The organism is Tumebacillus lipolyticus, assembly GCF_042682745.1.
GTDB classification, from domain to species: domain Bacteria; phylum Bacillota; class Bacilli; order Tumebacillales; family Tumebacillaceae; genus Tumebacillus_A; species Tumebacillus_A lipolyticus.
Window position 1 is genome coordinate 1,246,555 of sequence record NZ_JBHUIO010000002.1, and the last position, 14,524, is coordinate 1,261,078.

Genomic DNA, 14,524 nt, shown 5'->3' on the forward strand with positions numbered 1-14,524 from the left:
TAGTTTGCACTAGCTCGTCTCCGTTATGACTTCCTTTTGCGCGTGGTGCGCGAAAGGGGCTTGATCTCGGTCAACTGCACCTGACCGCTCTCCAGAAACTGTTTCGCTCGCGCTTCCAGATCGCCCGCGTCGCTGGCGAGGCGCGTCAATTCTGCTTCGAGCTGCAAGATCGTCGCCAGATCGAACAGCCGATACATCGGGATCTCCTGGGCGAAGACGCCGTTGATTTGAGTCGCCAGCTGTGTCGCCCGCAGCGAATGCCCGCCGATCTCAAAGAAATTGGCGTTCAGCGATACTCGCTCCAAGCCGAGCAGCTCGCAATAAAAGCGTGCGAGCACCTCCTGGACCGCATTTTGCGGCGCGAAGTCCTCCGCTTCATTCATCTGTCCATCAGGCATCGGCAGCGCTTTGCGATCGAGCTTGCCGTTCGGTGTCAGCGGCAGTTGCTCAAGCATCACAAACGCGGTCGGAACCATAAAATTGGGCAGGCGCTCGCCCACAAAGGCGCGCAGATCGCCGCTGGTCGGCAATTCTCCCGCTCTGGGCACCACATATCCGACCAATCGAAGATCGCCTTGCGGGTCGGGCACTGCCGCCGCCGTCGCTTCCTTCAACTGCGGATGGGAGGTGAGCACCGCCTCCACCTCGCCAAGCTCGATGCGGAAACCGCGCACTTTCACCTGCTGGTCCAGCCTGCCTTCATATTCGATCTGACCATCGCGCCTTCTGCGCACCTGATCTCCCGTCCGATACATGCTGCCCTCGCCGCGGAAGCGATTCGCCAAAAAGCGCTCCGCCGTGAGCTCAGGGCGTTGCCAATAGCCTCGCGCCACACCTGCTCCCCCGATGTACAGCTCGCCGAACACGCCGTCAGGAACCGGTTGACCGTGAGCGTCGAGCACATAGAATTCCGTGTTGAGGATCGGGCTGCCGATCGGTACCGCTCCCTTTTCGCCCTTGACCACCTCATAGATGGACGACCAGACGGTCGTCTCTGTCGGCCCGTACATGTTGAACAGGCGACAGGACAGCTTTTCCTGCAAGCGCTCCACCAACGATCGGCTCAGCGCTTCACCGCCGAGCATCAGCAGGCGCAAGCTTTGCAGCGCACCTGCTGCCGCCTCCTGTTCAAGCGCCATCTTCATCAGCGAGGGCGTCCCTTGCAACAGCGTCGCCCCGTGCTTTTTCGCCTGCTGGAGCAGATCGGCCGGGCTTTCGACGATCACCGTCTTGATGCCTCGGGTCAGCGTCCAGAACAGCTCCAGCACGGAGATATCGAACGCATAGCTGTTCGAAGTCAACAGCACATCTTCCGGCTGATGACCGATGCGCTCATCAATGCCGCAGAAGAAGTTGGCAAGGTTTCCGTGTTCGACCATCACCCCTTTGGGCTTGCCGGTCGAGCCTGAGGTGTAGATCAGGTAGGCGAGATCGCTCAGGCTCGCCTCCACCTGCAGATCGGACTCGTCATCCCCCGCTGCGAGCAGATCGTTCGCATCGAGCGCGATGACCGCCAGATCGTCGAGCGCAGGCAAGCGCATCTGCAGCTTTTTAAGCGTCACCACCGCCGCCACCTGCGCGTCGTGCAGCACGCTGAACACCCGCTCGTCCGGATAAGCAGGATCGAGCGGAACATAGGCGGCACCCGACTTTAAGATGCCGATCAGCCCGACGATCATCTCAAGCGATCGCTCGACAAAGATCCCCACCCGCTGCGAAGGGCCGATTCCATGCTCGGCTCGCAACAGATGGGCCACCCGATTGGCGCGCCTGTTCAGCTCGCGATAGGTCAGCTCCTGCTCTTGGAAGACGACCGCCACCCGATCGGGAGTGCGCGCTACCTGTCGCGCAAACAGCTCCTGCACACAGAGGTTTTGCTCAGCGGGCAGAACTGCGCTCGTCGCCTTCCAGCCGGCCAGCACCTGCTGGCGCTCGCCTTCGGTCAACAGGGGCAGATCGGCCACCTTCCGCTCCGGATTCGCCACCAGACCGGCGAGCAGCAGCAGATAGTGTTCGGCCATCCGCTCGATCGTCTCGCCATGAAAGAGGTCGGTCGCATATTCGAAGAGCAGTTCAGAACCAGCCTCCGATTCGGACAGGGTGATCGAAAGGTCGCACTTGGCCGTCTGACCGTCAAATTCGACCGGCTCCAAGATCAGCCCTTCCGCTTCTTGCAGACCTCCCGCCCCTTCGACATAGGTGAACATCGCCTGAAAGATCGGGCTTCTGCTCAGGTCGCGCTTCGGCTTGATCTCCTCCAGCAGCAGGCCGAATGGCATCTCCCCGTGGGAAAAGGCACCGGAGCTCGCCTCTTTTGTCCGCTCAAGCAGTTCCGTGCCGCTCATCTCCCCCGCCACTTGAGTTCGAATCACCAGCGTGTTCAAGAAGTAGCCGAACACCATCTGCGTCTGCTCTTGCTTGCGGAGCGTGACCGGCGTTCCGACCAGCACGTCTTCCTGACCGGTGTAGCGATGAAGCAGCGCTTGGTAGGCGGCGAGCGTGACCATGAAGGGAGAAAGGCCCGATTTGCCTCCGAGCGCCTTCACCTCCGCCATCAGCTTGGCGGACACCTGTCTTGTGATCCTCCCCCCGCGATAGGTCTGCACAGCAGGACGCGGCTCGTCTGTCGGCAGGTTGAGCACAAACTCGCTGCCCGCCAGTCGGTTCTGCCAATAGGAGACCAGATTCTCCAAGACCGCTCCTTGCAAGCGCTCCCGCTGCCACTCCGCAAAGTCGGAGTATTGAAGCGTCAGAGGTGGCAGAGCCACACCCTGATAGTGCATCAACAGCTCGTTAAAAAAGATCCCGAGCGACACATGATCGCTTGCGATATGGTGGACGATCAGCAAAAACAGATGCTCTTGGTCGCCCGTCTGCCAGCAGGCAACGCGAAGCAACGGCCCTTGGCGCAGATCGAAGGGAACTTTGACGCTCGCCAGCACCTCTTGCAGCGTCTCTTCTTCCGAACGCCCCCGTCGATCGTTCAGTTGGAGCGGGACCGTCGCTTCTGCGCTGATGACCGCTCGCGGCTCTCCTGCAAACTGCTCAAACGAGGTGCGCAGCGATTCGTGCCGCCGCACGATCTCGTTTACGCTTCGCTCCAAGCGCGGGAGATCGAGCTCCCCTTTGATCTTGACCAAGCTGTACATGTTGTAAGCCGGGTCGTCAGGCTCCATCTGTTGGAACACCCAGATGCGCTCCTGATCGACAGACAGCTGGGCAGGGCCCTCTTCCTCCCGGGGCACGATCACCGGTTCGACTTTGGCGAGCTTCGTGCTGTCGATATTTTTCTCTTGCAGTTTCTTTTCTAATAGCGCGCGCTGCTCTGGCGAAAGCGCGGCTAATCGATCGCTCAAGCTTTTCATCACAACTGCGCCTCCTCGACCTGGAGCAACAGATCGGACAGCTTCTGCTCCGGTTTGCTCAATACAGACTCCAACAGCCGTTCCATGCTCTGCACGATCTGATCGATCGTCTCCTGTTCGAACAGATCCCCGTTGAACTCCCAAAAACCTTTCGGCTCCTCGTTCGCATCGAGCACCGCAAAGACGATATCATATTTCGATGTCGAGCCGTCGATATCCAGATCGACGATCGACAGCGGCATGCCTTCGAGCACCTGCACAGTCGGAACATCCACATGGACAAACATCGCTTGGAAGATCGGGTGGCGGCTCTCATCGGGCGGCAACTCCATCAGATCGACGAGCAGGCCGAAGGGGATGTCCGCATGTTTGTGCACCGCCACATTGACCTCCTTCACTTTGTGGAGCAGGTCGGTAAAGGTCATCTCGCCGGTTACATCGAGGCGGAAGACGATCGGGGTCAGGAAATAGCCGACCGTGCTTTTGATCTCCAGGCGAGAGCGATTGAGATACGGCGTGCCGACCACGATGTCCTCCTGCTTTGAGAAGAGGTGCAACAGCGCATCATAGGCGGCGAGCAACACCATAAACGGCGTCACGCCTTCTCGCTTCGCCAGCTCATTGATGCCGCGGAACAGGTCGCTCCGCAGGCGAAAATGTTTTCGCTTGCCCACAAAGCTCATCTGCGCGGGGCGCGGGTGGTCGGTCGGCAGGTCGAGCTTGAGCGATGCCCCTGCGAGCTGACCTTTCCAAAAGGAGGTCAGCTCGGCGAGCACCTCCCCTTGCAGATGGTTCACCTGCCACTCCGCCCAGTCTGCATACTGGACATCTGGCAGCGGAAGGTGGATCGGCTGCTCGGTGACGATGCTCATATAGAGCTGCAAAAGCTCCTTGTCGGTGACCATGTAGGTGATTCGGTCGGTGATCAGGTGATGCGTCACCCAGAGCTTGATGTGCTCCTCATCATCGATCTGCAGGAGCAAGATGCGAAACAGCGGCGGCTCCGCAAGATCGAACGGGATGCGCGTCCGCTCCCACATCAGGCGATCTGCCTCCTTGCGGCGCTCCTCCTGGGGCAGGTGGCGCAGATCGATCCGCTCCATCGTCACGTCAAGCTCGGGCAGGACGACCTGCATCGGCTTGCCCTCGATCGCCCGAAAGGCGGTGCGCCACGCTTCATGGCGGCGCACGATCTCCCGGTAGGCGTTCTCCAGCGCATCAGGATCGAGCGGCCCCTTGATGTGCTGAGCGTTGTAATTGTTGTGACGCGGGTCCTCAGGCGTCTGTTGGTAGCTGTCCCACAAGCGCATCTGGTCGATCGACAGCGGGCTCGGGCCGTCATGGCCGCGCTTGGGGATGCTGTCTTTTTGTGCGTCTGCAATCGGCGGCACCGCAATGCCCTTTTGCTTTAAGGCGAGCTCAAGCAACTTGCGCTTCTCAGGCGGAAGAGCTGCCAAACGCTTTGCAATATCATCCATCTCGAATCCTCCTCGCAGCCTACTGATCTCCGTTTAATCGAGCGGCGACCTCTTCCAGATCGAGGTCTTCGATCTCTCCGAGCAGGCGCTCTAGCTCATCGAGCTCCTCCTGCGCCAATCCGGTCTGCGAGACGCGCTCCGCAAGACCGGCGATGGTCGGCGCTTGGAAGAACTCATCCATCGGCAGCTCGACCATAAACTCCTGACGAATCCTCGCCACCAGTTGAATGGCGAGCAGCGAGTTGCCACCCAGCTCAAAGAAATTGTCGAGCACCGACACTTGACCGACACCGAACAGCTCGCCGAGGATGCCTGCAATCTTCTCTTCTGTCTCGTTGCGAGGTGCAACGTAGTCCGCATCTCCCTCTTTGCGAAGCGATGCGTCCGCACCGCCTTGCGCAAGCGCCCCCATCGTGTACGCCTGCTGGTTCTCCAAGACCGCTTGCAGGTCTTGCGTCGAGATGATCACCTGCGACAGGCTGCTGTTCAGCACAGCTGTCAGCGCCGCCATGCCCTCGCTCTGCGTCATCCCGTTCTCTTCGCGCATCTGCTTCATGTGCGCGAACACGTTCGGATTGCCCACCATCTGCTCTTCCTGCCAGGTCTCCCACTTCCAAATGCTGAAGTCGAGCGAAAACGCCCGTCTGCCGCTCGCCGTCTTCGTGCGGGCAAGCGTGTCGAGGAAGAGGCTGGCAGCCGCGTTTTCCAGAGCGCCCAAGCCACCTGTCTGCCCAAAGGTGGAGGAGAACAGGACGAACAGTTCGAGCTCGAACTCCTGAAGCGCAGCATCGAGGACGAGCGCTCCTCGCACCTTCTGGTCGATCGCTTGGTGAATCACCTCAGGGGTCTTAAATTGCATCATGCCCATCCCTCTGTTCTCCACCGCGTGGAATGCACCGTCGATCGCGCCGAAATGAGCGTGTGCCTGCGCGACCGCCGCCTGCATCTCCGCGAGGTCGGTGAGGTCTGCAACCAGATAGAGAATGTCTGAACGGTCGCCAAACCGGGCTTGGAGCAACTCCTGCCCAGCTGCCGAACCGATCAGCACGAGCTTCGCCCCCACCTGCTGTTGCAGATGGTCGGCCAGATACAAGCCGGTGTCCGCGTCCGCACCGGTGATCAGGTAGACAGCACCTTCGCGCAGTCGCCGTCCGCGAGTGACAGACTTGGACAGGCTGAGCTGTTCGAACGTCTGCACAAAGCGTGATTGCCCGCGGTAGGCGATGTTGTCAGCCCCCGATGCACACAGCAGCTCTTCCGCCACCAGATCGGCACAGCCTTCCGCAAGCGGCGCGCTCCGATCAGGCAAGTGCAGGTCGACCGTCCTGACCGAGATCGCCGGATACTCCTGCGGGATCACTTTGCACGCGCCGAGCAAGGTGGCGCGCTCCGGCGCGAACAGTTCACCGCCGACCACCTCTTGGAGGTTGTTGGTGATGACAGTCAGGTCGATCGGCGCGGCCAGCCCTTGATCGGTGATCGCCTGCGCGAGATAGAGCAGACCGTGCAGACCGTGCTCCTGCGCCGCTTCCAATCGTTCGAGCGCCGTATCGCTCTCATCCTGATCGGTCAGGCTGCCAAAGTGAACGATCCGCTCCGGCGACTTGCCCGCTTGCGCCAACTCCTTGAACAGCTCGCCATACTCAGCTCTGTTTCTCAGGTCGATGCCATAGAGGTTCTCCTCAAGGCGCGAGAGATGATCATCCGCCACGACCGATACGACCTCGTGCCCAGCTGCGGTCAGGCGCTCGACCACCTTTTTGGCAAAGCTTGCATCATCCTGAAAGACCAGCCAGCGCTTCGGCTCTTCGATCGCTTCGCCAGACAGGAATCCCTGCTTCCAGACCGGGGCGTAGTACCAGTCTGCCACATCCCGATTTTTTGCCAGCGACCGCTTGGTCACCCCTGGCAGACTCGGCTTCAACAGGTATGGTTTGCGCTCAAACGGGTAGGTTGGCAGGGGAACGCGCAGGCGCGCTTCGCCTTCGCCGTACAGCCCGTTCCAGTCGATGGCAACACCTGACGCCCAAAGCTGACCGAGCGCCCGCAACCATGTCGCGCGGTCGTGCAGTTCCTCGCTGCGAGGGGGCAGCGTGACGATCGTCTCCGCCTTGGTCTGAAGCGCTGTCGCCACCTGTTTGACCATCTTGCCGAGCGCATGTCCCGGCCCCACTTCCAGATAGAGGCGCGACTCTGACTGCAGCAGCTCTTTGACCCCGTCTGCAAAGCGAACCGCCTCGCGCAGATGGGTGACCCAATAGTTCGGGTCGCAGGCGAGCTCCGCCGTGATCCAGCCACCGCTCACGTTGGAGAGATAGGGGAGCTCCGGTGCGCCCAACGTCACCGCGCTCACCCGCTCGAAGAATCGCTCCAAGATCTCATCCATCATCGCTGAGTGGAACGCATGCGAAGTTTCCAGCTGGCGCGAGGAGATCTGATGACCTTCCAACAGCTGCTCAAACTTGGCCACCGCTTCCTTGCTGCCAGACACCACGCAGGAGTTCGGACCGTTGACCGCCGCAAGCGATAGGTCGGACGGCAAGAGTTCGCGGATCGCCGCTTCCGCGGCGATCACCGCGAGCATCGATCCTGCTGGCAGATCCTGCATCAGCGCTCCGCGTGCGGCTACCAGCTGCAGCGCGTCTTCGAACGAAAACACTCCGGCCAGACAGGCGGCCACATATTCGCCGATCGAATGACCGATCATCGCCGCAGGCGAGATTCCCTTCGACAGCCAGAGCTGAGCCAGCGCATATTCGATCACAAACAGCGCGGGCTGAGTCAAGCGCGTCTGCTTGAGCAGTTCGCGCGCGCTCGCCTCCTCCCCGTGCGGCGGATAGAGCACACCGCGCAGATCGAGCCCGAGCGCAGGTTGCAGCAGCTCCGCCCCGCGATCGACATGCTGGCGGAACACCGCTTCCTCCTGGTAAAGATCGCGACCCATGTTCACATCTTGCGCACCCTGTCCGGGGAAAAGGAAGACGACAGATGGCTCGATCTCCTCAGCACCCGCTGCCAGAACGCCTGTCCCCGCCAGCGCCGCTTTCTCCGCGGCAAGGGCCTGAATCGCCTCCTGATGGTCGCGAGCGACGACAAAACGGCGATGGGAGAACTCTTTGCGCCCGTTTTGCAGCGTATAGGCCACATCGGCCAGCGCCTGTTCCGGGTGTGCAGACAGATGTGCTTGCAGGTTGGCGCTCGCACGCTCCAGCGCGCCCTCCGTCTTCGCCGACAGCACGAGCAGATGATGATCTGCAGACTGCCCAGCCGACGCGACTGCCGGCGCTTCTTCCAGCACGACGTGCGCGTTGGTGCCACCGATGCCAAACGAGGAGACGCCCGCGCGGCGTGGGCCTTGCGCCTTCCACTCCTGCAACGTGTGATTCACATAGAAGGGAGACGTTTCGAACGGAATGCCCGGATTGCCCTTTTCAAAATGAAGCGAAGGCGGCAGCTGCCTGTGCTTGAGCGCCATCACCGTCTTGATCAGACCGGCCACCCCAGCGGCAGCGTCGGCGTGGCCGATGTTCGATTTTACCGAGCCGAGCGCACAGAAACCCTCCCGATCGGTCTTGTTGCGAAACACTTGCGTCAGCGCGGCCACTTCGATCGGATCGCCGAGGACGGTCGCCGTCCCGTGCGCTTCCACATAGCCGATGCTGTCAGGCTCGACGCCTGCCATCAGCTGCGCTTGGGCGATCGCCTTGGCTTGCCCGTCGGTGCTCGGCGCCGTGTAGCCCACTTTGAGCGCACCGTCGTTGTTGATCGCCGTCCCTTTGATCACCGCATGGATCGTATCGCCATCGGCCAGCGCATCTTCCAGCCGCTTCAGGATGACGACGCCAACCCCTTCGCCCGGCACCGTCCCTTTCGCCTGCGCATCGAACGTGCGGCAGTGACCGTCTGGAGACATGATGCCGCCATCCTGATAGAGATAGCCCTGTCGCTGCGGCAACGATACCGCCACACCGCCTGCCAGCGCCATATCGCACTCGTACATCAGCAGGCTGGTGCACGCTTGATGCACGGCGACCAACCCGGTCGAGCAGGCGGTGAGCACCGTCGTGGCCGGCCCGGTCAGGTTGAGCTTGTACGACACGCGCGTCGCCAAAAAGTCGCGCGACACGCCCATCAGCGCTTGCAGCGGCCCCATCGCCGCCACCACGTCCTGATTGGCTGCCAGATACATCGTCTCGTGGCGGTTGCTCGCCGCCCCGCCAAAGACGCCGACCGCGCCCGCATAGCGCTCCGCATCATATCCCGCATGCTCAAGCGCCGCCCATGCTGTCTCCAAAAAGAGGCGTTGCTGCGGATCGGTGATCTCCGCCTCGCGCGGTGTATAGCCGAAGAAATCAGCATCGAAGCGGTCTGCCCCTTCGAGCACCCCACCGCGCTTGACATAGTTTGGATGGGCGAGCAGCTTCTCGTCGACCAGCGCTGCCTTCAACTCCTCATCCGTAAATGTGGAGATCGACTCCACGCCATTTTTCAAGTTCTCCCAAAATGAATCCACATCGTCAGCACCGGGAAAACGCCCCGCCATGCCGATAATCGCAATCCCTTCCATCAACGCATCGCTCATCGCTTATGATCTCCTGCCCTTCATCATCTGTTTGCGTCGCTCCAACATCTCTTTTTGCTTCTCTACGCGAGTCTCGACCTGCTCAAACGACGGCTGTTCGGTCGTCGTCTGGGCCAAAAAGGTCGCCAGCGTGTGAATCGTCGGGTGCCTGAACAGTTCGACCACCGTCACCTCTTGGTCGGGAAACTGTTCGCTAAGCCGTTTGTGCAGCTGCAAGATCAACATCGAGTCGCCGCCCAAATCGAAAAAGTTATCATGAATGCCGACCTGCTCGATGCGGAGGAGATCGGACCACACCCCGACCAATTGCCGCTCGATCTCATTTTGTGGCGCTTGATACCCCTCATCGCTTTCCAGCGTCGTGACCGGCGAGGGAAGCGATTTGCGATCGACCTTGCCGTTTGGCATCAGCGGCAAGCTCGCAAGCGCCATAAACGCCGATGGCACCATGTAGTCGGGCAGCTTGTCGCGCAGGAAGCTCCGCCACTGGGCGGCCCCGCTGGTCGCCCCCTCCTGGGGAACGACATAGGCGGCCAAGCGCCTGCCGCCCGGCATGTCATCGCGCGGCGTGACGACCGCCTCGCGGACGTCCGGATGCGAGGAGAGCGCCGATTCGACCTCGCCGAGCTCGATCCGAAAGCCTCTGATCTTCACCTGATCGTCCAAGCGGCCTAAAAACTCGACCGTCCCGTCGGGCAGTTGTCGAGCGAGGTCGCCCGTCTTGTACAAGCGTCCGTACTCGCTGTCCACAAAGCGCTGGGCCGTCAGATCATCGCGCTGCAAATACCCGACCGCAAGCGTTCTGCCCCCGATGAAGAGCTCCCCTTTGACCCCGAGCGGCACCGGCCGCATCTGCGCATCGAGGATCAGCAGGATCACGCCGGGGATCGGATAGCCGAGCGAAGGCAGCTGCGGCCAGCGTTCCGTATTTCCTTCCAAACGCAGGCTGGTCACCACGTGCGTCTCGGTCGGACCGTACTGGTTGTAGAGCACACAATGCGGGTGACGATCGAAAAAGGCGCGGACTTTCGGGGTGATCTGCAGCTGTTCGCCCGCTGTCATCACCTCTTGGAGCTCCGGCAGATGCATGCCTTTTTCCACCGCGACTTCCAGCACGTGCTGGAGCACCACAAACGGCATGAACATCCGCTCCACCCGCATATCGCGCACGATGCTCGGCAACAGCGACAGGTTTTTGCGCTCCGCATCGGAGAGCAACACCAGCGTCCCACCTGCGCTCAGCGTCGAAAAGATCTCTTGGAATGAGACATCAAAATTGAGCGAGGTAAACTGCAGAGTGCGCCCTTCCGGTGCACGCGAATCGCCCTTCTGCCAACCAATCAGGTGCACGACCGCTCCACCGCGCATCGCCACCCCTTTCGGCACGCCGGTCGAGCCGGACGTGTACAGCACATAGGCCAGATGGTCGGCAGTCACCGTCAGCGGCAGGTTGTCAGCAGCGACCGTATCCCAGAGGCGATGATCGCGCTCGACGTCGACCACCGTCGCGACAGACGCCTCCCACTCCCTGCCGCTCATGTTGGTCACCAGAATCGAAAGGCCCGACTCCTGCACGATGCGCTCCAGGCGCTCTCGTGGATACTGCGGGTCGAGCGGCACATAGCAGCTCCCCGCCTTTAAGATCGCCAGCAGCACGATGATCATCTCCGGCGAGCGCTCCATCGAGATCCCGATCGGCACATCTGGCCCCGCCCCGATCGTCTGCAGATATCTCGCCAACCGGTTCGCCTCTTCGTTGACTTCGCGATAGGTGAGCGATCGCTGATCGAACATCAGAGCGATCCGCTCCGGCGTCTTCGCCACCTGTTCTTCCACCATCACCTGCACCAGCCGAATCTCCTGCTCCTCGCCGATCGAGCCGATCACCGCCTCCGCCCGCTCCGCCGTGGAGAGCAGGTCGATCGCTCCGATCGGCAAGCTCGGCTCATCCATCGCAGCTCGCAACAGCGTTTGAAAATGTCCGATCATCTGGCGCACCGTCGATTCATCGAACAGATCGGTGTTGTACTCCCACGTTCCGACCAGCCGATCCTCCGCCTCTGCCATCGACAACAACAGGTCAAATTTGGAGGTGGTGCTCTCCTGCTCCAGCGGTTCCAGCACGATCTCGGGCAACTTCACCGTCTCCAAGTGCGCATTCTGCAAAACGAACATCGCTTGGAACAGCGGAGAAGCGCTCACATTTCGCTCCGGCTGCAGCTCCTTGACCAGCATCTCAAACGGCACATCTTGATGCGCGTAGGCGCGCAGGGAAGTCTGGCGCATCTGCGCCACCAATTCGGTAAAGTTCACATCGCCAGACAGATCACATCGCAACACGAGCGTATTGACAAAAAAGCCGATCATCGCTTCGAGCTCTTCGCGGTTGCGCCCGGCGATCGGAGTGCCCACACAGAGGTCTTCCTGCCCAGAATAGCGGTGCAGCAAGGCGGCAAATCCGCTGATCAGCGTCATGAACAGCGAGGCGTGCTGCTGATGGCTGAACGCTTTCAGATCGGCTGTCAGCGCTTGATCCATTTCGAAATGAGCCAGCGCTCCCCGATAGGTCTGCACCGGCGGGCGCGGTCGATCGGTCGGAAGTTCTAAGAGCGGCAGTTCGCCGCCGAGCTGCCCCTTCCAATAGTCGAGCTGCTCCTGCAAGACCGCGCCGGTCAGCCATTCCCGCTGCCACGCCGCATAATCTGCATACTGCACCGGCAAGCTCGGCAGCTCGCCGCCCGCATAGAGCGCCGTCAGCTCGCGAATGAACACGCCTGCCGACCAGCCGTCAAACACGATGTGATGAAAGCTGAGCATCAGCACATGCTCGACTGCGCTTCGCTTGACCAGCAAAGCTCGCATCAGCGGCCCCTTCTGCAGATCGAACGGACGCTCCGCCTCTTCCTGCACGAGCCGCTTCAGCTCGCCCCCTTTTTCCGCCTCTGGCAGGCCGCTCAGGTCGATCAGAGTCAACCGCTTCCACGCGGCAGGCGCAATCGATTGCATCGGCTGCCCGTCGCGCTCCAGAAACGTGGTTCGCAGCGCCTCATGCCTGCTGACGATCTGCTCGATGCTTCGCTCAAGGGCGTCCACGTCGAGCAATCCGGTCAGGCGCACCGCATACGGCATGTTGTACGCCGTCTTGTCGCTCATGATCTGATCCATCACATACAGCCGCTGTTGCGCAAACGAGAGCGCCAGATCTTCATCGCGCGGCACGGTGACGATCGGCTGTGCCTGCGATGCGGAAGAGGTGTGCATCAAGTTTTCCACCTGCAGTGCCAGGTCGGCGACCCGCGGCGATTCGAACAGCACGTCGAGCGGCAGTTGAACGCCGAAGGAGGACCGGATTCTCGACATCGCCTGCGCGCCGAGCAACGAGTGGCCTCCGCGCTCGAAAAAGTCGTCGTGGATTCCGACTCGCTCGACGCGCAGCAGCTCGGCAAAGATCGCGGCGATCCGCTCCTGCACAGGCGTTTGTGGCGCCGCATATTCGCGAGCTTCTGCCCGCGCTTGGCGCAGTTCATGCCGCACCAGCCCGACGGGCACCTCTTCTCCCGGCAGCTGTTGCCAGCCGGTGTCTGGCGCTTCTGCGATGCCGTAGAGCAATGTCGTGAAGTGTCCGGCCATCCGCTCCACCGTCTCCTGCTCATAGAGGTCTGCGCTGTACTCCAACAGGCAGTGGAGTTGCCCGCCCTTTTCGGTCACATCGAGCAGCAGGTCAAATTTCGCCCGATGGCGCGCAAGCTCCACTTCCTCCGTGACGAGGCCCGGCAGTACCAGCTGTTGACCTGCGTCGCTCTGCAGCGAGAACATCACCTGAAAGACGGGTGAAACGCTCAGGTCGCGCGTCGGTTGCAGCTCCTCGACCAACCGTTCAAAAGGAAGCTCCTGATTCGCATAGACGGTGAGCGCCGTCCGTCTTACATCCTGCAAGAGCGCCGCGAAGCTCAGCTCGTCAGGCAGCTGGGTGCGGATCACGACCGAATTGACAAAAAGTCCGACGATCGACTCCACCTCTTCCAGCGTCCGCCCAGCGACCGGCGTTCCGACCAGCACGTCCCGCTCCCCCGAATAGCGCGCGAGCAACACGTTAAAGGCGGTGAGCAGCATCATGAACATCGTCGCGCCTTCTCGCTGAGCCACCTGGCGCAGCGCTGCTGTCAGGTCGACCGGCAGTGCAAACGAAACGGCGCCGCCGCGCCCGCTCGGGTGAGCCGGACGCTGATGATCGGTCGGCAACGGCAGATAGAACTTATGTCCATCGAGCGCCTGCTGCCAAAAGGCGAGTTGCTCCTGACATTCCTCCCCTTCCATCCACTCCTGCTGATAGGTGGCAAACTCCACATACTGCAACTCCAGCGGTGGCAGCGCCGACTCCTCCCCGCTGGCATACTGCCCATAAAGCGCAGACAGCTCACGAGCGATCAACCCGTTCGACCAGCCGTCCGACACGATGTGATGCAAGACGAACAACAGCACATGCTCGTTTGGTTGAAGCTGAAACAAAGTGGCTCGAAACGACAGCTCCTGCTCCAAACGAAAGGGTCGCTCACACTCCGCACGAATCAGCTCCGCGACCTGTTGCTCGCGCTCCGTTTGCGGCTGCTGTTGCAAATCAACTCTCGAAAGCGACCAGTCCACCTGCTCGCGGACGATCTGCATCGGCCGACCGTCCACCTCCCGAAATGTCGTCCGCAAAGTTTCATGCCTGCGAACGATCTCCAGCAATGCACGATCTAATGCATTCGCATCCAATTCTCCCGACATTCGCAGCGCAAACGGCATATGATATGCCGCATTCCCCGGCGTAAGTTGATCTAAGAACCAAAGCCTGCGCTGAGCATACGACGCGGGAAATGCATATACACTCATCCTAAATCGCCCTTTCAATATTGGTATCATTAAGAGTTACGAATTTATCTGTTAATTATATTCGTTCTTAGGCCTGATAACCCTTGTAAAGAGAGCATAAAAAAACAACTTACTTTGCTCGAACAACAACTTCTCACTTTTAAGCCGGAATTGTAACGCTCAGGCTAGACCGCGACTTATTTTTACTAAATAAACATATATTCATTGATGATAAGGACATTCTA

Annotated in this window: 4 protein-coding genes; all 4 read right to left on the minus strand. The window is 60.5% G+C overall.

The window, feature by feature from the left end; translation table 11 throughout:
* Positions 1-23: 23 nt before the first annotated feature.
* Genes ACFSOY_RS04630 through ACFSOY_RS04645 form a run of 4 tightly spaced genes read right to left on the minus strand, consistent with a single transcriptional unit; the run spans position 24 to position 14,300 of the window.
* Positions 24-3,365, minus strand: a complete 3,342-nt coding sequence (locus ACFSOY_RS04630) for a non-ribosomal peptide synthetase (protein WP_386044351.1) — start codon at positions 3,363-3,365, stop codon at positions 24-26.
* Positions 3,365-4,843: a condensation domain-containing protein gene (locus ACFSOY_RS04635; protein WP_386044352.1), complete on the minus strand. Its 1,479-nt coding sequence runs from the start codon at positions 4,841-4,843 to the stop codon at positions 3,365-3,367. The genes ACFSOY_RS04630 and ACFSOY_RS04635 overlap by 1 nt, the downstream gene beginning before the upstream one ends.
* 19 nt (positions 4,844-4,862) lie before the next feature.
* Positions 4,863-9,425, minus strand: coding sequence for a type I polyketide synthase (locus tag ACFSOY_RS04640; protein ID WP_386044353.1), 4,563 nt, complete (start codon positions 9,423-9,425; stop codon positions 4,863-4,865).
* A 3-nt stretch (positions 9,426-9,428) separates the two neighbouring features.
* The gene (locus ACFSOY_RS04645) at positions 9,429-14,300 is read right to left on the minus strand and encodes an amino acid adenylation domain-containing protein (RefSeq protein WP_386044354.1); all 4,872 of its coding nucleotides are present in this window, start codon (positions 14,298-14,300) and stop codon (positions 9,429-9,431) included.
* Between the last annotated feature and the right edge of the window lie 224 nt (positions 14,301-14,524).